We start from the raw sequence: 23,411 nt of genomic DNA on the forward strand, positions 1-23,411 counted from the left end.
ATGTCGGGCTTGCTGTCGAAAATTGCCGAGCACGTACGTTTGCGCCTGTGGCGCCGCAACCAGCATGACAACCTCAAGCTGCGCGCCTACTTTCGCGAACGCTACCGGATCGACGTCGGCCTTCAGTCCTATGGCTGCTTCGACCAGTGGCGCATGCCGGGGCCGATCCGGATCGGACGCTACTGCTCCATAGCCAACACGGTGCGCTCGGCGCCGATCAATCATCCGGTCGACGCGATCACGACCCATCCCGCGCTTTACGAGCGCAAGTTCGGCGTCGTCGACAAGGACATCCACTGGGACGACGTCCTCGACATTTCGGACGACGTCTGGATCGGCCACTATGCGATGATCCTGCCCGGCTGCAAAAGCATAGGCCGCGGCGCTGTTGTCGGCGCGGGGGCGATCGTCACCAGGGACGTGCCCGCCTACGCGATCGTCGCCGGCAACCCGGCGCGCAAGCTGCGGGACCGCTTTTCGCCGGACATGATCGAAGCCCTCGAGGCCAGTCGGTGGTGGGAACTCGATCCGCCCGAACTGCGCGCCCTCGTCGAAAGCGACCACGAACTGGTCTACCACCCCTCGGCGGAACGCATCCGCGCCTGGACCGAAACCCGGGGAAGTCGCCCGTGACCATCGCGACCGAGGCCGGGGCGGGCGATGCGTCGCCAGGCAGTCCCGACACCCCCTACATCAGCATCATCGTTCCGCACTACGAGGATCTGGCAAGCCTCGGCCTGTGCCTGGATGCGCTGATGCGGCAGGAAGGCGATCTCGACTTCGAGATCGTGGTGGCGGACAACATGTCGCCCAGCGGCGAAGCCGCCGTAAGCCGCGTGATCGACGGCAGGGCACGGCTGACCATCGCGACGCAGAAAGGCGCCGGGCCCGCCCGCAATGCCGGTGTGGCGGCCTCACGTGGCCGGATCCTCGCCTTCACCGACTGCGACTGCATCCCCGACCCCGGCTGGCTTCAGGCCGGCGTGGCCGCGCTTGCCAGCCATGACTTCGTGGGAGGACGTATGACCGTGCTCGTTCCCGATCCGGCGAAGATGAGCGGGGCGGAAGGGTTCGAACGCGTGTTCGCCTTCAACAATCGCGCCTATGTCGAGGAGAAGGGTTTCACGGTCACCGCAAACCTGTTCTGTCCGCGCGCGCTTTTCGATACGGTGGGCGGATTCCGCACCGGCGTATCCGAAGATCTGGAATGGTGTCACCGCGCCCGCGACGCCGGTTACCGGATCGGATATGCCGCCGATGCCGTGGTCGGCCATCCGGCCCGAGCCGACTGGGGCCAGCTGCGCCACAAGTGGCGCCGGATCAATGCCGAGACCTTCGGCCTTTATGCCGGAAAGCCGCTGGGGCGCGTGAAATGGGCCCTGCGCAGCCTTGCGCTGCCGGCGACCATTCTGGCGCACGTACCGCGCATACTTTCGAGCCCGGCCGTTCCCGGCGCGCAAAACAAGGCACGGGCGCTGGGGACACTGGTTCGCATCCGACTTTGGCGCCTCGCCAACTCGCTAATCCTCGTTTTCGGCAAGGAGCCCTGATGCACGTCTCGATCGCCATCGTCGCCTTTCGCAACGCCGATGAGATCGCCGGATGCCTTTCCGCGCTCTCCGCCAGTACCTATCCCGATTTCGACGTGGTGATCTGCGAAAACGGCGGGCCCGAAGCCTTCGAGGCACTCAGCGCCGTCACGCCGGATACCTTGCCCGGCGGACAGGCCGTGCGGGCCATCCTAGCCCCCGGCAATCTGGGTTATGCCGGCGGCGTCAACGTCTGCATGACCGCATCGCCCGATGCGGACGCATGGTGGATCGTCAATCCCGATACCGTACCGGCCCCCGGCGCGCTCGCCGCTCTGGTCGCGCGGCTGCAACTCGGCGACGTGGCCGCAGTGGGCGGGGTCCTCCACAATCCGCAGGGACGCATCCAGGCCTATGGCGGCCAGTGGCGCGCGGCCTGGGCCCGCCCGGTTTCGATCGGCAATGGCGCATCGCTTTCCGAACATCCCGATCCAGCAGAGGTCGAGCGCCGGACGAACTATCTGCTCGGCGCCTCGATGCTGATCGGACGCGAATTCGTCGATCGCGTCGGGCTGATGCGCGAGGACTACTTCCTCTATTGCGAGGAAGTCGAGTGGTGCCTTCGCGCCGTGGCCGCGGGGCTCAAGCTCGGCTTTGCCCCCGATGCCCTGGTCTGCCACGATCAGGGAGGCTCCACCGGTTCGGGCGATGCCCACCGCAAGCGCCCGCGCCTGCCGATCTATCTGGACGAGCGCAACAAGCTGAACGTGGTGCGCGACACGACGCCGGGCAAACTGCCCCTCGCCGCGCTCGGCTCGCTCATGCTGCTGTTCGCGCGCTACGGACGCCGCGGCGCATTCCGCCAGCTGGGTTACGGACTGTCGGGCTGGCTGGCAGGCCTGCGCAACCGGCGCGGCCTGCCGCCCTGGATGGCCTGAGGCGCGAGGACCGACCGCGGCCCTCGCGCAGTATCAGAACTCGTTCAGCACCGTGCCGATGACGTTGACCTTGTCGGACTTCAGTTCGTCGATCAGGGTCTTGATGTCGGACACGTAGCTCACGTCCTTGCGCGCAACGACGACACAGTGCCTCACGATCGAGGCTATCCGTCGAGCATCCGAACTGTTGTTGCTGGGCGGCGTGTCGATGATCGTGACTTCGAAGTCGCGCATGCACAGGTCGACCAGCGACTTGAAGGATGCCCCGGCCAGCAGTTCCTGCGCACGCTCGTTCCTGCCACCGGCATAGATGACCGAAAGCGACGGCATCACTTCTTCCTGGATCACGCTGCCATAGGCGATAGAACTGTCGGAGAGACAATCGCTGAGCGCAGGCATCTCACGCGAGGGCACGATCATCCGATGCATCGCCGGCTTGCGCAGGTTCGCATCGATCAACAGCGTCCGGATTCCCGCACGGGCCAACGACACGGCCAGATTCGCCGCGACGAAAGTCGTCCCGCTCTTCGCGTTCGGCGAACAGATCGCCAGCCCGCGCCGTCCCGCACGCACGTGGTGCGCAAGCAGGTGCGTACGCAGGGCGGCGATCGCTTCCGCCTCCGCCGAGCTGGGATCGGACAGAACGACCACGCTCTGGGAAAACCCGAAGGTGATCGGAGAGGCCTGCTCGTCCTCGGCTGCCACCTGCTCGGGGGCATCCGCCGTCACGATCTCCTCGGGAGTCTCCGCGCCGACGGTATCCTCGGCCTCGGCGACAACATCGGTCGGATTTTCGTCCATGGGTTCTCCGGATTTACCCTTCGGTGCAGTCATCTCAAGCCGCCTTGCTGCCAAAACGTGCGAACCAGGACGGCAACGCGCCGCCCTCGGCCGGTTCGCTGCTGACAATGCGCCCGATCACCGGCACTTCGTCAACAGCGAGATCGTCGATACTGCGCACCCTGCGCTTCAACAACTCGGCCGCGATCGCCGCCACGAAACCCAGACCGATACCCGCGGCAATGGCGCCGACGAGGATCAGGGGAATGTTGGGCGAACTGGGGCTTTCGGGTGCAACGGCATTGCCCAGCAGCGTCACGCCGCTTTCGCGCGAGGCGGCTTCGAGACTGAGCTCGCTCGCACGCTGCATGGTCTTGTTGTACTGGTCGCGCAGGACATCGATGCGCGCCTGCATCTTGCGCAACTGGTCAACATTGCCGCGCTGCGCGAGCACCTTGGCCTGCTGGCTTGCCACCTGGCTGGTCAGCGACGGCCCCGTCGCGGAGGCGGCACGAGACGCGGCGATGGCCGCCGCGCGTTCCTGGGCTGCAGCCGTGGCCAGTGCCTGCCGCTGCTGCTTGAGCGCCACCATCTGCGGATGGTTGGGGCCCAGCGTCTGCGACATCGAGGCAATCTGCGCATCGACCTGCGCGAGCTGCGCGCTCGACGGCGTCGACACCAGCGCCGCGGCACCAGGCATCTGCACCGGAACCTGGTTCGAAAGCGCCTTGAGCCGTTCGGTCTGCGGATCGCTGTAGTCGTCCTGGAGAACGACGCCCGTCTCCTTTTCAAAGGCCGTCTTCGCATTCTCGGCCTTGGTCAGCTCCGCAGCGACCTTGTCGGCCTGCTGGCGGAACCATTCCGAATTCCGCTCGGCACCTTCCTGGCGAAACGCAATGCTCTGCTCGATGTAGGAGGTACGCAGCAGATCGGCGATCTCGCGCGCTTCATCGGGCGACTTGCCCTTGTAGGTGATCTCCAGAATGCTGCTGCTGGCGAGGGCCTTGGCCTCGGTATTTTCGATGATCCCGTCCGCAAGCCAGCGGCGCAGATCGACCGTTCCTCTCGCACCGCTGCGATCGTAGGCGGCGATCTTTTTCGGATCCTTGGTCCAGCCGAGCGCGTCGACGACCTCGCCGGCCACGCGATAGTCCGTGATCAGTTCGGACTGGGTCGCGATGTAGGCGCGTGCCATGGCATTCGACATGGCCTGCTGGGTTACCGCGTTGGGCCTCATCAGATCGAGCAGGACGCGCGACTTGGCCTCGTACTGCTGAGGAAGCACGAGAATCGCGATCACCGCGATGAACAGGCAGGCCACCATCGAAATCGCGAATGCCGCGCGACGGACCCAGAGGATGCGAAGAAGCTGGATAAGGCTCATGTGCGTTTCCTTGGCTGGCTCCAGACGATCAGAAGAAGCGCTCGCCCACTTCGATCACGTCACCGATCTCGATCGGGTCATCAAGGCCGACGTGTTCCAGTTCCTTGCCGTCGCGGATCACCTTGACCTTTTTCTTGGAACCGAGCTGGGTCAGCCCGCCCGCCACGGCCAGGGCCTTGCGCAGGGTCATCCCTTCCTCGACCGCATAGTTACCCGGCCGCGTAACCTGGCCCAGCGCATAGAAGGTCTGGGCGGTGGGAACGAAGATCTTGTCGCCCGGAGCGACGATGGGATCTTCATCCGGCCCCCCTGTCGCGATACCGGCGATGTCGAGCGACAATTCGGTACCGTCCGCACGACGAATCTTGACGATCTTCGCACTGCCGTCCTTCACGCCGCCAACGCGGGCGAGGATGTCGGAGACATGATAGGCACGTTCGATGGGAACGGCCCCGGGCTGGGCAACCGCACCAAGCACGGTGACATAGCGGCTCGCGTAGGTAACGATAGTCACGTTGACGGCCGGGGTAGTATAGAAGCCGCCGGCCTGGAGGGCCGTGCTGATATCGTCGCGAAGCTGCAGCACGGTCTTCCCGCCTGCGGTGACATTGCCGATCAACGGAAGCAGGATCGAGCCGTCCGACTGGATCTGGACGCGCATGGGGCCCTCATTGCCGCCCACCACCGACACCTCGATCATGTCGCCGGGGCCAAGCACATAGCCCTCGGCCATGGCCGGGGGAGGCGGAACCGGCTGGGCCTGGGCCAAGCCCGCCGCAAGGCATGCTACGCCCATGGCCAGAACTGCGATGGTCTTTCTCGGCTTGAATTGCATCGTGAAATCCTTTGCGCGTTCAAATCTGCATCTGCAGGGTGATGCCGGCACGCAGGGCATCGTAGTCGTAAATGGCGAGGTCCGCATTGCGGTTCTCGTACATGGCGTCGAGTGACAGGGAAAACGGCCCTATCGGTTCGATTTTGAGTGCAGCTCCAATGCTGTTGAGCCGGTCATGCGTGATATTGATCATCGTGGCCAAGGGGGAATACTTGAAATCCCGGGTGCGATGCGATGCCATAACGCGCAAGCTCATGCGGCTGTTCAGATCCATATCGGCCTGGAGCCCATAGTCCGTCCGCTTCATGTAATCGACGTTGAAGCCCAGAGTCGGTATCGTGTCCTGGCTTGCGGTAGCCTTAAGGCTCAGTCGATCGCTGGCCTTCAGGGTCAATCTGGCCTGCCACGTAAGACCGTCGAACCCGTTCTTTCCTGCGCCCACGCCCTGCTGCTTGAGATTGGTGTAGGCAACCATGACGAACGCGCCCAGCCTGGCGCCGATGTCGCGCGAAAACTGTCCGCCCGCCGACCGGATGCGAAGCTTGGGGGCACCGAAGTAGTCGAACTGGTCGCGATTCACGAAATCGACATCGCGCTGCGTGGCAAATACCCGCAATTCGCCGATGGAAGGCTGCGAATACATCAACCCGCCGCCATAGGTGACGCTGTTGTAGTCCGATCCCTTGCGCTGCTGCGCGCTGTTTCGGGCGGTCTCGAAATCCATCAGCACATAAGGCTTGATTCCGACAAAGCCCCCGCACCCGACCATCGTGCCTCCGCTGAAGCGGGTTTCGGTGTTCTTGGTGCTGCCATTCACGCCGGGCGCCGTGTTGAGATCGCCCAGTTCGCTCTGCTTGCGGCTGACGCCGGCCTTCGTTTCGACACCGCAAGGACCGAACACGCCGCCCGCGCCCAGGTTGGCGTCGATCCGCTCGCGATTGAGGCGGGTGTTGCGTGCATAGAAGTCGTAACCCACGGAGCCTGTCAGCGAGACATAGCCGGGGCCGAGCGGCTGGTAGATGTCGGCATCGACAGACGGCGTGAACCGGAAGTCGCGCCTCTTGAGGTCGCGCTGCAGGGCAAGGTCCTCGGTGCCGCGCACGACGTTGCCATCGTAAAGGCCGCGGGCCGTAATCACGATATCGGTATGCGGAGATTGCGGCATGACCGGTGCCGACTGCGCCCAAGCCGGAGACGCCAGCGCCACGCAGCCGACGGCGCACAGTCCAACAAGCTTCGATTTGAGCATTACACCCCCCAAACTCATATCCTCTGAACCAATACGTTCTTACGTTCTCGTCATTTACGACGATACAGGATGCGGCGTAGCATGCCGAAGAAATTGCGACTTTGCTCGCCTAAACTTGCATCGCCTGCCGCTTTTTTAACATCGAGTCCGTTCATTTTTGGTACAGCGTGCCCGGCAAGGCGGCATGACATCGTGCGCGCAACCACGAGACGCTTCCTTCGGGCCTGCGCCGGTTGCATCAGATCGATGTCGCGCACGGGGATCGGAGACGCCGTCAGCGCCCCTGCCTCGACGGCACTGCGAAACAGGGCCTCCCCCTTATCGGTCCGGGTGACTATCAGGCTGCGCCCTTCCTGCTCCTCGAAGGACGGATAACCGTCGGCATCGCCGTACCATGCATCGGCGCAGGCGATGTCCGCGACGCCGCCAACCGCATCCGGACAGATCTTGCAACGGAACTGGACCTCCTTGGAAAGGTGGGCACCCCAGCTGTCGGCATAGCTCATTTCCGCGACCTGTCCGTCCACGGTTTCCGCCCGCGCCACGCCGGGCCAGCCGTTGCCGCGATATCGGAACCGCGCGAGCTTTGCCGGGTCGAGCCCCATCTCGCGCACGATGCGATCGGCACCGGCGTGGCTGGGCATCCCACCGCAGAAAAAAGACAGCGCGATCGGAATCCGTTCAGCCACCCGCGCATCCACCGTCGCCAGCTGACGCAAAGCCGAAACGTCGCAAGGCTTGCCCACGAAAGCAGTTCGCACGTCTTCCCCGAGAATGCGATCGATCTCCTGCAGTGGCGAGGACGCGGTGTAACGCGATCCTGCGTTCGCGATCACTTCCTGCGCGCTTGTCGAATACTGCAGCCGGCTGCGGGTGGGATAGTCCGGGTCCGGCGCTACGTGCAGCACGCGCTCGACCAGTCCGCTTGAAAGCGCCTGGATGAGCAAGGCGGAAAGCGCGCCACCCGATGAACCTGAGAAACGCACGTCGGGATCGGTCGCGTGGCCCGCAAGAACCTGGAAAGACGGACCCCAGTAGGAATCGCGCGCGGGTGCATCGGACCACGGGGCAACGACCGCGCCGGGACATGCAGTGGCGATCCGGGCTTCGGCATCCTGTTGCAGCGGCGCGACAAGGCGCGGCCGGCTGTATCCGGGCGACACCGTCTCCATCTGCACGGATTCGGGCGCAACGCCCGCGCACAGACCGCATCCGCTACACAATTCCGCCTTGAGCACGCGGTCGATAGTTGGCGACGATGGCAAGGTCATGCGGCCAGTTTGACCTGACGTTTACGCAGCGTTTCCGTGAAAAGGTCGGACAACGCGGATCGATAGACGTCGAGCAGGGCGTCCACCTTCTTCATCCCCTCACGCTCGGCCTGCGCCAGACGATCGCGTTCGTCGAGAGACCGGAGCGCAAAATCCACCGCATCCCCGACACTCATGCCCGTCATCGGCAGCACATGATCGTACTCCAGAAGACCGAACAGGCCGCTGAACTTGCGGCTATAGGCCACCGGGACGACCGGCGTACCTGCGGAATAGGCACCGATGCAGGCATGCATCCGGCCGGCGACGAGGAAATCGAGGCTCGAGATATAGCTCTTGGCCTGCGACGGGCCATCGAAGGCGGGAACGCGGACGACCGACGGAAAATCCACCGCCAGTCGGTCGGCCAGGCGATTGTCGTCATCGGTCGGATCGGTCTTGCTGGTAGCGTGCGGCACGAGGTGCACTTCGACGTCATCGCGTGCACACAAACGCTCAAGAAGCACGCGGGTGAACTCGGCGTAGTCGTAGCTCAGCCCAAAACGGTTATTTCCCGATTCCGCCTGATGGTAGAGCAGCCCGGATGCGTTCACCCCGACCCGCAGCCTGGCACCGCCCCGCTCGGCTGACCGATCGACATGGGGCAGCATGAACGCGACATCGACCGACATCTCGTTGCGCGCACGCGGCGCAAGCGCGCGGGACACATCAAGCGACTGCTGATCACGCGACAACACGGTGTCGCAATTGCGCAGGGCCATCGCGCCAAGACGCCGGTATCCCCAACTCGTGAACGGGCCGATCGTCTGTGGCGACAGGACCAGCGGTACGTGGCGCGCGACCGCCATCATCTTCGTCAGCCAGAGAAATCCGAACCGCTTCGCCCCGTAGATTTCGGCAAAACTGTCTCCAGCTCCGATATCCAGCACACAATCGAGGTCGCCGACCGCCTTCCAGAACCCGGCCGGCGACAGCATGGCCCGGGAATCGATCACGAAGACCTCGACTTCTCCCTTCAGCAGGGCCGGCGCATCACCGTCGCGCATGCTCATGACGACAAAGTGCGGAACCAGCCCCATCCGCTCCGCAACCTGCCTGACGATCGCGATGTTGCCGAGCGTAAGCGCGCCGACGCCGAGGTTGCCCGAGCTCACGGAATGCCACAGCAGACCGATCCGGACATGCCTTGCCGGATCATCCCCTTCCAGGACCCGCTCTAGCCTGCTCACGTCCGGTCACCTCCTGAAGCCATCGGCTCGTGTCCTAGATCAAACCCATACTGCGATTGCAACATTGCAAATGTTGCACTTGCGATACGGTAAAATGCTGCATCGCCCTTCACGAATGCTGCACCGCCCTGTTTAGGCTTGGAATTTCAGTATGCCAGCTATATCAGAGGCTCAAATTGGCACAATTGCATAAGGAAATTTTTACCGAGGTATTGTTTAAACATGGTATCAGTCGTGGATCGGGCTTGATTGAAAAGGTGGACACCATCGATTCGACATACTTGACATTAACGACTAGTTCATGTTGCAGCGCGGTAGAATTGGAGCATCCCCTTTGGCACAGGTTGCCTGCAAGGAATTCTGTGCGGTGATGCAACTCGGTACTAGAGCCAGCAGTCACCCGATCGGCAATACCCTTCCCAGGGTCTGGAATTAAGGGTTGTTGGAACAATGCGCGTTGCATTGGTAGCCTCTGGTGGCGGACATGTTCGCCAATTACTCGATCTCGAGCCGTTGTGGTCGTCGTCGGACTACTTCTTCGTGACCGAAGAAACTGCTCTTACTCGCGACATTGCCAAGCGGCACCGCGCGTTCTTCGTCCCGCATGTCGCCCTGGGTCAGGCCCGCCTCGGCAAACCCATCGCCATGCTCGCCGCCGCTGTGCGCAGCGTCCTGCAGTCGTGGCGAATCATGTGGCGCGAACGCCCGGCGGCCGTCATCACGACAGGAGCGGGATCCTCCTATTTCCCCGTTCTTTTCGCACGCATGCTCGGCGCGAAGATCGTCCTCATCGATTCCTTTGCCCGGTTCAACGGGCCGTCCGCCTTCGCGCGGATTGCAGCGCCTCTCGCACACATCCGTGTCGCGCAATCGCAGGAAGCCGGACGCAACTGGCCCGGCGCCCAGGTGTTCGACCCCTTCCGCCGCCTTGAAAAGATGCGGCCTGAAAAGGAGCGGCTGGTCTTCGCAACCGTGGGTGCCACGCTCCCGTTCGACCGGCTGGTCAAACTCGTCGACCAGGCCAAGCGTCAGGGCCTGCTTCCGGAAAAGGTAATCCTGCAGACAGGACAACCGCTGAAAACCGAGGTCGACCCGTCGATCGAGGTTCGCGATGCGATTCCCTTCGATCAGGTCGGTGAAATTCTCGCACGAGCGGACATCGTCATCTGCCACGGCGGAACAGGATCGATCATCACCGCCCTGCAGCAGGGCTGCCGGGTCATCGCGGTCCCACGCAGCTACACACGCGGCGAGCACTACGACGATCACCAGTGGGAGATCGCGCGCGCCTTTGCCGGCCGGGGGCTCTTGACGATGGTCGGCGACGACGACGACATCGCAGGCGCGCTCGCAAGCGCACGCGCCACCGAACCGGTCTGCGCCACTCTGGCCCCGGACGCCCTCATCGGCGAACTGAAAGCCGTGATGCACAAATGGGAAGATGACGAATCGGCACGCCAACATGGTTTCCGCCGACTGTTGTAAACTCGGGAACATTCTCTCGGCCACACGGGTCATCGGCGATGCCGTGACGATCACGGCCAGCGAAAGCCGATCATTTTCATTATAATTTTTAGCTATTTACTCACGCCCCTCCGTGGTCTGCGGCCTCGGCGCAACCAATCTTACGCACAAACCATGAATCGGCCGGTAACCATTACCTGCAAGGCCGCTTCAATCAAAAACCCGCCATCATCATGACAGCAAAGCACGAAGTTGCTTCGGAGCTTTCATGTAGGGGTTTTTATGACGGTTTTCTCAGTTAGTTCGGCTGCTGAACTCAACGCGGCCCTGAAGCAGGCTCTTGGAGGCGACACGATCGAACTGGCCGCGGGGGACTATTCGTCCCTCACGATCAAGAACAAGGACTTCGGCAGCGGCATCACGATCACGTCCGCCGATCCCGACAACCGGGCCCAGATCGATGGCTTCAAGATCATCGGCAGCAGCGGCATCACGTTCAGCAACGTGGATTTCACGCCGCCGGCAGATGCAAAGTCGCACAGCCTGCTGACCTACCAGTCGTCGAACATCCATTTCGACGGCATCACCGTCACCGGGCCCGAGGGCGACGCAGGCTACAATCTCGCGGCATTCATGATCCGCGAGAGCAGCGACGTGAGCGTGACGAACTCGGAATTCTCGCATCTCTGGCACGCAGTCAGCATCCTCAACAACACCGGGCTGACGATTGCGGACAACTATATTCACGACATCCGCACCGACGGCGTCCGTGGCGGCGGCAATTCGGACACGGTCATCAGCAACAACTACTTCACCGATTTCCACCCGTCAGCGACGGACCACCCCGATGCGATTCAGCTGTGGGCCAACAGCATGACGCAACCGTCCGACAACGTGACGATCAGCGACAACGTCATCTATTGCCCCGACGGCCAGTCCACCCAGGGCATCTTCATCCGTGACCAGGCCGGCGATCAGTACTACACGAACGTCTCGATCACGGGCAATGTGGTCATAGGTGCCCGCGGCAACGGCATTGCCGCGGAGCATATCGACGGCGGCACAATCAGCGGAAACATCGTCGCCGGGCTTGGCGACAACACGTCGTGGCTCCGGGTGGGTGAAAGCTGGAACGTAACCGTCCACGACAACACGGGCACGACGATCACCGACGCAAGCGGCGGCGGTGCGGATTTCTACCACAACACCGTACTTGACCCCATCTACGATGGCGGCGTCGCCTTGATGAACATCTACGGCGACTATATTGCATCGATCCTGCCGCCTCTGGCCGACCTGCCGGGCAGCGATCTGGTGCAAATGGCGAAGACGCAATTCGCCGAAACGCTGGCTGCGCAGCCGGAAGTCACATATATCACGGGCACCGATGGCTCCGATCGCCTTAGCGTGACCAACCTCGGCGACACCCATATCGATGGCGGCGACGGCAGGGACATCATTACCGGGGGCCTCTTTCACAACGAACTGGTGGGCGGCAACGGCAACGACGTCTATCACGTCAACGGTACGGGCGATGTCGTGATCGAGGAGGCCAACGGGGGCAACGATACCGTCTATGCCGCCATCGACTATACGCTGACCGACAATGTCGAGATCCTGCGCATGGCCTCGGAAGGGCTGACGGGCACGGGCAATGCCCTCGACAACCGGATGATAGGCAGCGATGGAACCGACACTTTCTACGGCATGGACGGCGACGACGTCATCCAGGGCCTCGCTGGGGACGATGTCCTGCACGGCGGCAATGGCAACGACGTCCTGGTGGCCGGTACCGGCAACGACACGCTGTACGGCGATGCTGGCAACGATCGCCTGCGCGGCGAGGATGGCAACGACGTGATTTTCGGCGGTGCCGGCAACGACGTGATCGAGGGCGGCGCCGGTGTCGACACGCTCTGGGGCGGCGACGGCCGCGATACCTTCGTATTCCGTCCCGGCGATCTGGACGGAACGACGTATCAGAACCCGGAAGTCATCGGGGACTTCAGCCGGGCTCAGGGCGAACGCCTGAACCTGTCCGCCCTCGACGCGAATGCGGCCACCTGGAGCAATGAAGCGTTCTCGTGGATCGGCACGCATCACTTCTCCGGCAAGGCAGGCGAACTGCGCTACGAAGTATCCGCTGGCAACGCGATCATCTCTGGCGACACGAACGGGGACGGCGTCGCCGACTTCCACCTTGAATTACTTGGTGTCTCCACGCTCAGCAGCAGCGACCTGATCCTGTAATCCGGTCCGAATGCTTGCCCGGTCGTATCCTCCTGATGCGACCGGGCTACCTGCGTCTGGTCCAGAGGCGCTTCGCTGTTCGCCCTGCCGGCCCGCGACCGCCCTGCCGACACGAGACAACCGGATGGGCCAAACGCCCTACCGCACTGTACCTGTTACGACGTTAATGCCCGTCAGTCTGAGAACTGCGAAGAAGCTTGCTATGTTTCGCCCGGCCATAATGAGCCCGATACAGGCGGTCACGCCAGTCAGCCCTCCCCACCGCGCTGCTATCGGCGCCGTGAATACAAGCAATGCAAGCGCTGTGAGCGCAATGATCATGTTGACCTTTTCATGACCGCACATCGCCAGTGTCAGCCCGCACGGCCCGGTCATGACATAGATGGCTTGCGCGAACGCCATGACGCGAAGTATCTCAGCGGCGGCAATAAATTCCTCACCGACAATACCAAGCAATTGCGACGCAAAAATAAGAATGATCAGGACGACCGGGGCCGCGAAAGCAATCGAAAGGCGCGTCGCGCTCCTCCCCAGCTTGGCAATTCGTTCCAAATTTCCGGCAGCACGCGCCGCACCGATTTGGGTTGAAAAGACACTATACAAGCCAATGGTGATGATAGAAAGCACGCTCGCAATTTGAAAAGCCACTCGATATAAACCAGCATCGTAAACGCCCAGAACACTGGCAACCGTAACCAGGCCATACCAATCCCCGATATTGAGCGCTATTCCAACGCTCCACAAAGGAATTGCGACCTTCAGAATTTCGGAAAACGAAATATGCAGGCCCGATCCCGCAGTTACTGTGTGCTTCAACCCCATCAGAACGGCGAAAATTCCTGTGGCGATCCCTGCGATCGCTGTAACAAGCAAGACTTCCTCAACCGTATGGAGCATACCCGTTAGCAATACCATGCTAACCATGGTGGGAATAAACAATCCCTCGATCGACTGCCCGAAAATAAAAGACTTTTGAGACCGGAGTATTGCACTCATCAAACGCGTCAAAGTGCGTGCAATGAAAATTACCACCAATATAATTATGATATTTATCGGCATCATTTCTTTTAGGAGAAGACCGGTAACGCGATGCCCTCCGAAAACGATGACTGCACTAATAATGAGTGCAATAAGCATGGACCAACCAATAAGCGATACGTAAGTCCTGCGATCGATAGAGGTCTTCATCGCAATTGCCCGCGACAGCTCGCGAACCGCTGCCATATCCACGCCTCCAACGGCAACCACGGAAAGAAACATCGCCGTTTGCGTTACAAGCGCATAAGTTCCGTTGGCTTCCGGCCCCATTGTACGTCCAATGAAGAACGTCACAAAAAACCCCGCCAATACGGCCGAGCCGCGGATTGTGAGCGCCGCCAGAGATTGAAAATGATATTTGATCTTTGCAATCATTGGTTTGCCGTGCCCTGCCCACAATGCGATGCGGCGCTCTTCACTTCCCAAAAGCGCCCTGTCAAAACAAAAAAAGGGGGGCCAGCATCACAGCCTCACCCCCTTCCCACCCACAAAATTGAACGCGCGGCAAGTCCGCTTCACAGATAGCTCTATCGCCAGCGCAAACCGATCAAGTACGGCTTCCCAGATTGAAGCACTTCCGCCAACACGTCACCAGAACAGCCCAGAGTTCCGCGCACAACCTCACGCACCTCGACGAGGCTGTGACTTAGGCGGTAGCACCTCCGTCGACAGTAATTACAGTACCGGTTACTGCCGAGGCAGATTCCGAGAGAAGATAACTGACGGCGCCAGACACCTGCTCCGGCGTAGGAAGCCCCAAGGGTGCCCGCCGCCGCACAGAGTTGAGCTTCTCCCCTTGCAGGGCCTCCGTCATCGACGTCTCCATATAGCCCGGCGCAACGCAGTTTACCGTTATCGATAGTTTACCGACCTCGCGGGAGAACGAGCGGGTAAAACCTTCCAGGCCCGCCTTGGTAGCGCCATAAACGGCAAGTCCATTAAAACCCGTCGACGCTATTATGGAACTGATATTGATAATGCGCCCCGCTTTTCGCTTCAGCATCGGGCGCACCAGGAACTTGGTCAGCGTAATGGGACCCAAGAGATTAGTTCGTATAACTTTTTCGATGTCAGACTGATGCATGGTCGCAAGAACGCCATCAAGGCCAATCCCTGCATTGTTGACCAGCCCATAAATGTCCCCGATGTCCTTCGACAAACCACGTGCAAAATCAGGAATTGAATCTATTTCACTCACGTCGAAGGGAATATACTCAACCTTGCCCTTATTACTTTCGATGAGGCTCTGCAGCTCGTCCGTCAACGTGCGGCTCAGCCCGAAAACCCGATAACCATCATTGACGAGACAATGGGCGATTGCCAACCCCAGCCCGCGAGAAGCACCTGTAACAACAACGTTTTTCAATTTAGTGTCTCCGAACCTTACCGGAAGATGCTAGCGCAAGGCTAGATACGATCATTACTTTTGCAGGCACGGCTTCGGGTTGAAAATGTGTCCGGCACCATTTCTTCAAAGACCGCTTGAAGGCTCCCTCGTCTTCGACAGGCATGTTTGGAACGACATCCAGCACCAGAATATTTCCAACGATGGGGTTCGGAATTGCAGACAACGCGCACTCCGCGATATCGGGGTGATCGCGAAGCTGTCGTTCAAGTTCCTCGAGTTGAAGTTTTATGCCGCCGATATTCACCTGGCTCGCCTGACGCCCCAGGAAAAGAACCCGATCGCCGCTCACTTCGACACGGTCTTCCGTGCAAATATAGCCCTCGTCATCCGCCTGGATATGATTGGCGACGGTCCTGGGCATTCCATCGGGCGGACAAGCCCAAAGCACACCCTCTTTGACCTTCAGTCGAAGGCCGCTCAATGATTTGGAAAGATACGAGGCCGGAAATCCGGCGCGGCCATCCACAACGGAAAAACCGACCCCGATTTCAGTCGATGCAAATATATGGGTCAATCGTGCGTTGGGAAAACGCTGCCGCAGACCGTCCAGCACACGCTGGTCAGCGATCTCGCCGCCAAGCGTTATCTGCCGCAAGTCCAGGTCATGAGAATGGGGGAGCATCAAAATCTTCCGCCAAAGAGACGGCGTCGCGGAAAGATGGGTACAGCCATGCCTGGCAAGAAATTCGAGGCGGCTCTGCAAATCGGCTTCAGGATCTGTGAGCACCAGAATCCCTCCTCCGCCGAACGCCTGAAGCACTACCTGCAGTCCGGCGAACCTGCTCGGCTCGTAGAGCAAGCCCCATACCGGGCGCTCCTGCCCCGCTTTCGGCAGCTTGACTGATCTAATCAGGTTGGGAAACTGATGCCTTACAATCTTTGGTACGCCAGTGGTGCCGGAGGTCGACAGGCACCATGTCGAAGGCGCCATCCCCTCCTTGGAAAGGTGTGAGGAATCGGCGCAATTTTCGCCAACCAGCGACATATCATCGATTAATTCAGTCCCTGGCGCCGCTTCAATAAGCGTCTCGACAATTTCCGATTTCAAATCACTTGCGAGCAGCAGGATATTACTTGCTCGACCGTCCAGGTAAAATAACGCCTTTACGAACTGAAACGGGCTGGCCAATTTCAGCGCAACCGAAGATCCAACGTATCTTGCAGGCAGGTCCTTCGCCAAACCAAGGAGCTGCTCAACTGTTGCCGCACCCTCGGGGGCCTTCAATATTTCCTCGTCCGGCCCATAGCCCGAGCGAATGACCAGCTCCCTCAATCCGATCATGCAGGCGCATGCTTTTCATAGAAAGCGACGAACTCACCAAAACTAACCGGATAGACGGCCTCGGAATCCATGGCAAAGGGATCAAATCCCAGTTCGTCATCCAGCATCGTGACAAAAACAGCAAAGCCCATGCTGTCGATGCCGGTTTCGAGTAGCACTGTGTCGTCTTTGAGTTCAGGCGCAGGATCCGTATGATCCTCAGCCCACAACTCTTCAAAAGTAGAAATAATTCTATCGCGCAAGCCACTCATCAAAATGTTCTCCAAAATACTGCAAATTCTGTAGCGTTTGAATTACGGAGCAATCGCACTCGGCTCGACCGATTCCGCGACATGGATGCGCCGGCCATGATCGCCCGTCATGATCCCCCGCTCCATCACCCGACCGGGGTTCCCCATTACGACAGAATTGGGCGGCACGTCTTTCATCACAACCGCCCCGGACGCCACAATGCAATGATCGCCAACCGTCACGCCCGGCATAATGATAGCACGAGCACCGATGAAACAATAATCACCGATTTTTGTGACAACATGCTTCGAATGAATAAAATCATGAGTAAGAACACTGGAACCAAAAGCCAGCGCCGTATACTTCCCAATTATTACACCTTTTGGATTGGTGAGATCAATCTTTGCGGACAGCGAAATGCGCGTCCCTTCTCCGATTTGAGTTCCCCAAACTTTGTTATAATAATTTCTGACGAGGCCAATTCCATTGCGGTGCAGAAATGTTCGCATCCGGGTCAAGGGAGTTTTCCTGATTCGCGCCATCCAATTTCTGCCTCAAATTTAGGTCAATCTGATCAGGAGAGATCTCAATCGGACATCCAATATCGCTCGTTCCGTGTCAACGGAGTTGTCTGGCTGCGCCCGCACTGCAAGGGCCTGAAGATGGGCTCGTATCCGGGCAGCAGATCACTGGAACAGACGATGGGCAGCTGCCCCTGCACAGCAACTTAGACTTGTTCAGGCCCGGCATCGTTCAACCTTTCGCTTGCGCACAACCCTGACCGCACACATGCACCGGCGCCGCGCAATTTCCATGACACCACCTCTACATCGATTTTTCCGGAGTCAACGGCCCAGATCGGTTGTATGATATTGGAACAAGTGCAATCTTGGGGGTCACGGTACTGGTTAACTGGCATAACGTGGCTGGACGGGATTGAATAATCCTTTAGAGTTTTGCTGCAAATGCACAATCTGGGCAGTGCATCGAGGAGCCGGGGGCCAATGTCTACGCTTGATAGGGTGAGGGAAATCGTTGCGACGCAACTTGGTCGCGACGCAGCCGAATTCACAGCGGATACCAACCTGATTGAGGCCGGCTTCGAATCGCTGGATGTCATCGAGACGGTGTTCGCGGTCGAGGAAGAATTTGATATCGACATCAATTTCAACGCCAACGAGAGCGCGGCTCAGGACCTCATCACGGTTGGCGACATCGTCAAGGCTGTCGAGGAAGAACTGGCGAAAAAGGCCACCAAGTGAAACGCGTAGCTATAACCGGTCTCGGCGCGGTTTCGCCGACAGGGCTCGACGCGCCGTCAACCTGGGATGCGGTGAAAGAGGGGCGCAGCGCGATCGGTCCGTTGCAGATCGAACGACAGGACCTTGTAACCTGCCCCGTGGCTGCTCAGGTAAAGGCTTTCGATCCCGCAAATTACTTCACGACAAAGCAGATCACGCCGCTGGACCGCTTTTCACAGTTCGCCGTGGTCGCGGCCCGCGAAGCACTGGCTGACTGCGGTATCGATCCGGAATCCGACGCGGTGCGCATGGCTCCGGCCATCGTGGGCACCGGTGGCGGCGGCCTGGAAACGTTCGATAACTCGTTCTGGCGGGTCTACGGCGAGAATTCGCGCCGCATCCACCCCTTCACCGTGCCGCGGCTGATGTGCAGCGCCGCCGCCAGCCAGGTTTCGATGAACCTGGGACTGCATGGCATGGCCTATGCCGTAAGCAGCGCTTGCGCCTCAGGCACGCACGCTATCGGCCAGGCCTTTGCCCTCATCCGTTCGGGCGTGAGCCGAATGGCCTTCGCGGGTGGTTCGGAAGCGTGCATGACCACGGGCAACCTTGTCGCATGGGAGGCCCTGCGCGTCCTGTCGAACGACACCTGCCGGCCATTTTCGAAGAACCGCAGCGGCCTTGTCCTGGGCGAGGGCGGCGCCATGCTCGTGTTGGAGGAATGGGACCATGCCGTCGAGCGCGGCGCCAGGATATATGCCGAGGTTCTCGGCTTCGGCACGAACTCGGACGCAGGCGACCTCACATCTCCGGATCCTGAATACGTGGAACTGGCGATGGCCATGGCGATCAGGGACGCGGGCCTGACACCCGGCCAGGTGGGCTACGTCAACGCCCACGGCACCGGAACGGCGATGAACGACGCCGTCGAAAGCGCCGCGATCCGCGCGGTCTTCGAAGGCGCCCCACCTCCGGTTTCCTCGACCAAGGGCGTGCTGGGGCACAGCCTTGGCGCCACCGGCGCGATGGAAGCGCTGCTGACCGCCATGGCCTTGCACGAACAGGTCATGCCGCCCACCGCCCACTGCACCGAGCCCGATACCGCGCTTGGCATCGACATGATTCCCGAAGGCGCCCGCAAGCAGGAATTCTCGGCCGCCCTCTCCAATTCCTTCGCATTCGGCGGCCTGAACGCCGTCTTGCTGATGGGCCGGGCCTGATCGCCATGTGCAAGGGGGAACACGCCGGCCAGTCGGCCAACCCTGATGCCAGCCTTGTGGGGTGCCTGTGCGGGTAGCCTACGTTTCAGTAGCGACACCTTCGTCCCGTCGGTCGTGGAGCGGCATTCCCTGGTATTCGCTCAGGGCGCTGCGGGAACGCTTTCCCGACACGCATGTAATCGACACGCCCCGTCTGGACCGGGCCATTGAAACGCTGGCGGCCGCCGAGCGCTTCCGCGTCAATGTCCGGCGCAATCCGCTCGTTTCGCAGCTCTATCGCCGCGCCATCAATGCCGCGCTCGAACAGATCCAGCCCGATGTGGTGGTGGGCGTCGCCGCCGCCCACAAGCTTGCGCTCATCGATCCCAAGTGGCCGATGGTCTACGCGTCCGATGCGCTCTTCGGCACGGTCGTGGACTACTACCTCAAGTACCACAGCTATACCGAGCGCACGCGGCGGCAGGGCAACAAGCTGCAAAGGGAACTCCTCAAGCGCACCGACCGCGTCCTGCTGGCCTCGTCATGGGCGGCGCAGGACGCAATGGAACGCTACGACCTTCCGCACGAGAAGGTCCGCGTCGTGCCGATGGGGGCCAACATCGACAGCGTCCCGACCTTCGCGGAGCCCCCGCTGGACGGTCCGCTCCGCCTGATCTTCGTCGGCTACGCCTGGGAACGCAAGGGCGGCCCGCTGGTGCTCGACATCTGGCGTGAACTGCATGGCCGGACGGACGGCAATGTCGAGCTGCACATCATCGGATCGCGCCCCAAGGCTGCGCTCGGGCTGGAAAACGTGATCGTGCACGGCGCGATCGACAAGACCGACCCGGCTGCCTACCGCACCTTCATCGACCTGTATCAGAATGCGCATTTCCTGCTCATGCCAAGCCGCCAGGAAGCCTACGGAATCGTCTATTGCGAGGCTGCCGCCTTCGGCCGGCCTTCGATCGGGACCGAGACCGGCGGCGTGCCGACGATCGTGCGCGACAACGAGACCGGCCTGATCCTGCCCTTCGATGCCTCTCCAAAGGCCTATGCGGATCGCATTCTTGCCTTGTGGTCGGATCCCGGCCGCTACCGGGCCATGTGCCACGCAGCCCGCAAGGATTTCGAGGAGCGGCTGAACTGGACCCAGTGGGGGCAGTCGGTCGAGACGGCGATCAACGAGGCCGTCTCGGGCCATTGACCGGCGGGCCCCGCGAACGGAGACAAATCGCCACCTGCAGCCTCCGGCCAACGCACGAGGCGGGCATCGCCCCCCATTCGCGCAAGCAGGCACTGGACCCCGGCGCCCGATGACGCCACAGTCCGCGTTGCATCGGTAAACTGACAGAAGGTGGAGACGTCCAGGAATGCGCAATGAGCTTTTGCGACCGCTAGCGGCACTGTTACTGCTTGCTGGCTGCGGCGATGGCTCCGGTGGCACTCCCGTGTCATCGACGCCGACTTCCACCCCGACGCCGACACCCACGGCGACGCCAACTCCCACCCCGACGCCGACGCCAACCCAGAGCTTCCCCTACACGCCCATCGCTGCGCTGACTGCATCGGTGGGCCCGAGGCTTCCGCTGGGCAAATGCGTCAACATGGGCAACCAGCTCGAGGCACCCAACGAAGGCGACCTGGGACGCAAGATCGCCGATTCCGATTTTCCGTTCATCAAGGCCGGCGGGTTCGACACGGTCCGCATCCCGATCCGTTTCTCTGGACATGCCGCGACCACGGCGCCCTACACGATCGATTCCGCGTTCATGAGCCGCGTGCAACATGTCGTGACGACCGCGACCAACGCGGGTCTGAACGTCATCATCGACATGCATCACTATGACGAGATGAACGATGATCCGACGGGGCAGCTGGACCGTTTCGTCTCCATGTGGCGGCAGATCGCCACCACGTTCCGGAACGCGCCCGACACCGTCTGGTTCGAATTGCTGAACGAGCCGAAGAACGTGCTGACCAACAGCAACCTGCTCAATTTCTACAATCCGGCCCTGTCCGCCATCCGCGAAACCAATGTAACCCGCTCCGTAATCATCGGCGGCGGCCTCACGTCCAACATCCAGTCGCTGGCAACGCTGAAAATGCCCAACGACCCCTATGTCGTGCCGACGTTCCACTATTACGATCCGTTCGAGTTCACCCACCAGGGCGCGACATTCATAACGCCGACGCCGCCCGTCGGCGTGACCTTCGGCAGCGACACGGACTACGCCAATCTCAGCGCGGACCTGAATCTGGTCACCGATTACTACACGCGGACCGGCCGGGTGCCGTTCATCGGCGAATATGGCGCCTACGAGGACATTCCGCTGGACCAGCGGGCCACGTATTACGGCGCGGTCAGCCACGCCTTTGCATCGATCGGAATACAGAGCTGCGCCTGGTCCTATGTGAACACGTTCCAGCTGCGCGACAGTTCCGGCTGGATTACCGAGATCACGGACCTGATCGCGACCACCACGACCAAATGAACCGATAACGTCTCCGCCGGCCCGAATCGCACAGTGCCGATTTCCGTGTCGAGGACTACTGGCAACGGCCTCCTCGTTGTCCCCAAACCAGTCACTTTCGTGACAAAAACAGTCATCCGACACCTGTGCCCGGATGACTGCGGGCATTCTTGTTTCGCAACCGCAGCATAACCCATTTCGCATTTGCAGTAGATGGGGAATGATGCAAAGCAATGCCCGATCGACAGGCTCATTCCTCGGGGGAACGCTGGCAACATGCAGATCGCAATCATCGGCTCGGGTTATGTAGGGCTGGTTTCGGGCACCTGCTTTGCGGACTTCGGACACGATGTGGTCTGCGTCGACAAGGACCCGAAGAAGATCGAGGCGCTGAAGGCTGGCAAGATGCCCATTTTCGAGCCCGGCCTCGAAGACCTCGTCGCCAAGAATGTCGCCGCCGGACGGCTCTCGTTCACGACCGATCTCGGCGAGGCCATGAAGGGTGCGCGGATCGTGTTCATTGCGGTCGGCACGCCGTCGCGCCGCGGCGACGGGCATGCCGACCTGCAGTATGTCTATGGTGCGGCCGGCGAGCTTGCGCGGTACATCGACGGGTTCGTGGTCGTGGTTGACAAGTCCACCGTACCCGTGGGCACCGGAGACGAAGTGGAACGCATCATCCGCGCGGCCAATCCCGAAGCGGACTTCGCGGTGGCATCCAATCCGGAGTTCCTGCGCGAAGGCGCCGCGATCGACGATTTCAAGCGCCCCGACCGCATCGTGATCGGCGTGGAGGAAGAGCGTGCCGCCAAGGTGCTGGAGGAAGTCTACCGGCCGCTCTACCTCAACAAGTCTCCACTGGTGCGCATGAGCCGGCGCGGGGCCGAACTCACGAAATATGCCGCCAACGCCTTTCTCGCGGTGAAGATCACCTTCATCAACGAGATCGCCGACTTGTGCGAGAAGGTCGGCGCGAACGTCCAGGACGTTTCGCGCGGCATCGGGCTGGACAACCGCATCGGTCCCAAGTTCCTCCACGCCGGTCCCGGCTTCGGCGGAAGCTGCTTTCCCAAGGATACGCTGGCGCTGCTGAAGACCAGCGAGGACTACAACGCGCCGCAGCGGATCGTGGAAACGGTCGTGACGTCCAACGACAACCGCAAGCGCGCGATGGGCCGCAAGGTGATCGCCGCCTGCGGTGGCGACGTCCACGGCAAGACGATCGCGGTGCTGGGGCTGACGTTCAAGCCCAACACCGACGACATGCGCGATTCGCCGGCGATCGCGATCATCCGCACGATACAGGATGGCGGCGGCCGCATCCGCGCCTACGACCCGGAAGGCATGGAGCAGGCCAGGCTCATGCTGGACGACGTCACTTACTGTGCCGGTGCCTACGAGGCGATCGAGGGGGCTGATGCACTGGTAATCGTGACCGAATGGGATGCATTCCGCGCACTCGACCTGACCCGCATCAAGGCCCTTCTCAAGGCGCCGGTGATCGTCGACCTGCGCAATATCTACCCGCGCGAGGAGGTCGAGAACCTGGGCTTCCAGTATACGGCCGTCGGCCGGTAGTTCGCCTGTAGATTCAGAGCGTTACCCTCGC

The 23,411-nt window shown here is 61.0% G+C and carries 21 protein-coding genes; 10 read left to right on the forward strand and 11 right to left on the reverse strand.

The features are described from left to right. From NZK81_RS21605 to NZK81_RS02475, 3 genes are read left to right on the forward strand one after another with little or no spacing between them, the layout of a single operon-like run. A complete protein-coding gene (locus NZK81_RS21605) occupies positions 1-633 on the forward strand; it encodes a CatB-related O-acetyltransferase (protein ID WP_311202064.1) in 633 nt (210 codons plus the stop codon). Beyond that, complete coding sequence (locus NZK81_RS02470) at positions 630-1,550, forward strand: glycosyltransferase family 2 protein (protein WP_260043541.1); 921 nt, start codon at positions 630-632, stop codon at positions 1,548-1,550. The genes NZK81_RS21605 and NZK81_RS02470 overlap by 4 nt, the downstream gene beginning before the upstream one ends. Continuing rightward, positions 1,550-2,467: a glycosyltransferase family 2 protein gene (locus NZK81_RS02475; RefSeq protein ID WP_260043542.1), complete on the forward strand. Its 918-nt coding sequence runs from the start codon at positions 1,550-1,552 to the stop codon at positions 2,465-2,467. Before NZK81_RS02470 ends, NZK81_RS02475 begins: the two co-directional genes overlap by 1 nt. Positions 2,468-2,500: 33 nt before the next feature. Here NZK81_RS02475 and NZK81_RS02480 read toward each other — a convergent pair whose 3' ends face one another. The 6 genes from NZK81_RS02480 to NZK81_RS02505 are packed head-to-tail and all read right to left on the reverse strand — an operon-like array spanning position 2,501 to position 9,215. Beyond that, positions 2,501-3,268 (reverse strand): CpsD/CapB family tyrosine-protein kinase, encoded by a 768-nt coding sequence (locus NZK81_RS02480; protein ID WP_260043543.1) that lies wholly within the window; start codon positions 3,266-3,268, stop codon positions 2,501-2,503. A 34-nt stretch (positions 3,269-3,302) separates the two neighbouring features. Next, on the reverse strand, positions 3,303-4,631 hold the full coding sequence (locus NZK81_RS02485; protein WP_260043544.1) for a Wzz/FepE/Etk N-terminal domain-containing protein: 1,329 nt from the start codon (positions 4,629-4,631) through the stop codon (positions 3,303-3,305). Positions 4,632-4,659: 28 nt separating this feature from the next. Next, positions 4,660-5,466, reverse strand: a complete 807-nt coding sequence (locus NZK81_RS02490; protein ID WP_260043545.1) for an SLBB domain-containing protein — start codon at positions 5,464-5,466, stop codon at positions 4,660-4,662. A 19-nt stretch (positions 5,467-5,485) separates the two neighbouring features. Further along, complete coding sequence (locus NZK81_RS02495; protein WP_260043546.1) at positions 5,486-6,715, reverse strand: porin family protein; 1,230 nt, start codon at positions 6,713-6,715, stop codon at positions 5,486-5,488. A 50-nt stretch (positions 6,716-6,765) separates the two neighbouring features. Continuing rightward, the gene (locus tag NZK81_RS02500; RefSeq protein ID WP_311202065.1) at positions 6,766-7,986 is read right to left on the reverse strand and encodes a Coenzyme F420 hydrogenase/dehydrogenase, beta subunit C-terminal domain; all 1,221 of its coding nucleotides are present in this window, start codon (positions 7,984-7,986) and stop codon (positions 6,766-6,768) included. Next, a complete protein-coding gene (locus tag NZK81_RS02505) occupies positions 7,983-9,215 on the reverse strand; it encodes a polysaccharide pyruvyl transferase family protein (protein WP_260043547.1) in 1,233 nt (410 codons plus the stop codon). Before NZK81_RS02505 ends, NZK81_RS02500 begins: the two co-directional genes overlap by 4 nt. Before the next feature lie 450 nt (positions 9,216-9,665). On the opposite strand from NZK81_RS02505, the gene welK reads away from it, so the two are divergent. Both welK and NZK81_RS02515 read left to right on the forward strand, forming a co-directional pair. Next, the gene (gene welK, locus NZK81_RS02510) at positions 9,666-10,700 is read left to right on the forward strand and encodes a beta-1,4-glucuronosyltransferase WelK (RefSeq protein ID WP_419181632.1); all 1,035 of its coding nucleotides are present in this window, start codon (positions 9,666-9,668) and stop codon (positions 10,698-10,700) included. Between the two features lie 261 nt (positions 10,701-10,961). Further along, positions 10,962-12,929: a calcium-binding protein gene (locus tag NZK81_RS02515; protein ID WP_260043549.1), complete on the forward strand. Its 1,968-nt coding sequence runs from the start codon at positions 10,962-10,964 to the stop codon at positions 12,927-12,929. Positions 12,930-13,067: 138 nt separating this feature from the next. Here NZK81_RS02515 and NZK81_RS02520 read toward each other — a convergent pair whose 3' ends face one another. From NZK81_RS02520 to NZK81_RS02540, 5 genes are all read right to left on the reverse strand, one after another. Beyond that, on the reverse strand, positions 13,068-14,342 hold the full coding sequence (locus NZK81_RS02520) for an oligosaccharide flippase family protein (protein ID WP_260043550.1): 1,275 nt from the start codon (positions 14,340-14,342) through the stop codon (positions 13,068-13,070). 271 nt (positions 14,343-14,613) lie between these two features. Then, complete coding sequence (locus NZK81_RS02525) at positions 14,614-15,333, reverse strand: SDR family NAD(P)-dependent oxidoreductase (protein WP_260043552.1); 720 nt, start codon at positions 15,331-15,333, stop codon at positions 14,614-14,616. A 1-nt stretch (position 15,334) separates the two neighbouring features. Beyond that, complete coding sequence (locus tag NZK81_RS02530) at positions 15,335-16,657, reverse strand: AMP-binding protein (protein ID WP_260043554.1); 1,323 nt, start codon at positions 16,655-16,657, stop codon at positions 15,335-15,337. After that, a complete protein-coding gene (locus NZK81_RS02535) occupies positions 16,654-16,908 on the reverse strand; it encodes an acyl carrier protein (protein WP_260043556.1) in 255 nt (84 codons plus the stop codon). Before NZK81_RS02535 ends, NZK81_RS02530 begins: the two co-directional genes overlap by 4 nt. A gap of 42 nt (positions 16,909-16,950) precedes the next feature. After that, on the reverse strand, positions 16,951-17,397 hold the full coding sequence (locus NZK81_RS02540) for an acyltransferase (RefSeq protein ID WP_260043929.1): 447 nt from the start codon (positions 17,395-17,397) through the stop codon (positions 16,951-16,953). Between the two features lie 495 nt (positions 17,398-17,892). Here NZK81_RS02540 and NZK81_RS02545 point away from each other — a divergent pair, with 495 nt between their 5' ends. The 5 genes from NZK81_RS02545 to NZK81_RS02565 all read left to right on the forward strand — a co-directional run bounded on the left by NZK81_RS02545 (position 17,893) and on the right by NZK81_RS02565 (position 23,380). Then, positions 17,893-18,150 (forward strand): acyl carrier protein, encoded by a 258-nt coding sequence (locus NZK81_RS02545; protein WP_260043558.1) that lies wholly within the window; start codon positions 17,893-17,895, stop codon positions 18,148-18,150. Continuing rightward, positions 18,147-19,349 carry a beta-ketoacyl-[acyl-carrier-protein] synthase family protein gene (locus tag NZK81_RS02550; RefSeq protein WP_260043560.1) on the forward strand — a complete coding sequence of 401 codons (1,203 nt, stop codon included), beginning with the start codon at positions 18,147-18,149 and terminating at the stop codon, positions 19,347-19,349. The genes NZK81_RS02545 and NZK81_RS02550 overlap by 4 nt, the downstream gene beginning before the upstream one ends. Positions 19,350-19,416: 67 nt before the next feature. Next, the gene (locus NZK81_RS02555; protein ID WP_260043561.1) at positions 19,417-20,535 is read left to right on the forward strand and encodes a glycosyltransferase family 4 protein; all 1,119 of its coding nucleotides are present in this window, start codon (positions 19,417-19,419) and stop codon (positions 20,533-20,535) included. Between the two features lie 244 nt (positions 20,536-20,779). Further along, positions 20,780-21,823, forward strand: a complete 1,044-nt coding sequence (locus tag NZK81_RS02560) for a glycoside hydrolase family 5 protein (protein ID WP_260043562.1) — start codon at positions 20,780-20,782, stop codon at positions 21,821-21,823. Positions 21,824-22,078: 255 nt separating this feature from the next. Further along, the gene (locus NZK81_RS02565) at positions 22,079-23,380 is read left to right on the forward strand and encodes a UDP-glucose dehydrogenase family protein (RefSeq protein WP_260043563.1); all 1,302 of its coding nucleotides are present in this window, start codon (positions 22,079-22,081) and stop codon (positions 23,378-23,380) included. The last annotated feature ends 31 nt before the right edge of the window (positions 23,381-23,411 follow it).

This window comes from Novosphingobium mangrovisedimenti (genome assembly GCF_025153475.1).
In the GTDB taxonomy this organism is placed as follows: domain Bacteria; phylum Pseudomonadota; class Alphaproteobacteria; order Sphingomonadales; family Sphingomonadaceae; genus Novosphingobium; species Novosphingobium mangrovi_A.

Bases quoted from the DNA above. Each gene is read 5' to 3' on its own strand.
- NZK81_RS02495 (WP_260043546.1), bottom strand. From the start codon at position 6,715: ATGCTCAAATCGAAGCTTGTTGGACTGTGCGCCGTCGGCTGCGTGGCG.
- NZK81_RS02535 (WP_260043556.1), bottom strand. From the start codon at position 16,908: ATGAGTGGCTTGCGCGATAGAATTATTTCTACTTTTGAAGAGTTGTGG.
- NZK81_RS02485 (WP_260043544.1), bottom strand. From the start codon at position 4,631: ATGAGCCTTATCCAGCTTCTTCGCATCCTCTGGGTCCGTCGCGCGGCA.
- NZK81_RS02565 (WP_260043563.1), top strand. From the start codon at position 22,079: ATGCAGATCGCAATCATCGGCTCGGGTTATGTAGGGCTGGTTTCGGGC.
- NZK81_RS02515 (WP_260043549.1), top strand. From the start codon at position 10,962: ATGACGGTTTTCTCAGTTAGTTCGGCTGCTGAACTCAACGCGGCCCTG.
- NZK81_RS21605 (WP_311202064.1), top strand. From the start codon at position 1: ATGTCGGGCTTGCTGTCGAAAATTGCCGAGCACGTACGTTTGCGCCTG.
- NZK81_RS02540 (WP_260043929.1), bottom strand. From the start codon at position 17,397: ATGCGAACATTTCTGCACCGCAATGGAATTGGCCTCGTCAGAAATTAT.
- NZK81_RS02500 (WP_311202065.1), bottom strand. From the start codon at position 7,986: ATGACCTTGCCATCGTCGCCAACTATCGACCGCGTGCTCAAGGCGGAA.
- NZK81_RS02530 (WP_260043554.1), bottom strand. From the start codon at position 16,657: ATGATCGGATTGAGGGAGCTGGTCATTCGCTCGGGCTATGGGCCGGAC.
- welK (WP_419181632.1), top strand. From the start codon at position 9,666: ATGCGCGTTGCATTGGTAGCCTCTGGTGGCGGACATGTTCGCCAATTA.
- NZK81_RS02490 (WP_260043545.1), bottom strand. From the start codon at position 5,466: ATGCAATTCAAGCCGAGAAAGACCATCGCAGTTCTGGCCATGGGCGTA.
- NZK81_RS02480 (WP_260043543.1), bottom strand. From the start codon at position 3,268: ATGGACGAAAATCCGACCGATGTTGTCGCCGAGGCCGAGGATACCGTC.
- NZK81_RS02520 (WP_260043550.1), bottom strand. From the start codon at position 14,342: ATGATTGCAAAGATCAAATATCATTTTCAATCTCTGGCGGCGCTCACA.
- NZK81_RS02475 (WP_260043542.1), top strand. From the start codon at position 1,550: ATGCACGTCTCGATCGCCATCGTCGCCTTTCGCAACGCCGATGAGATC.
- NZK81_RS02545 (WP_260043558.1), top strand. From the start codon at position 17,893: ATGTCTACGCTTGATAGGGTGAGGGAAATCGTTGCGACGCAACTTGGT.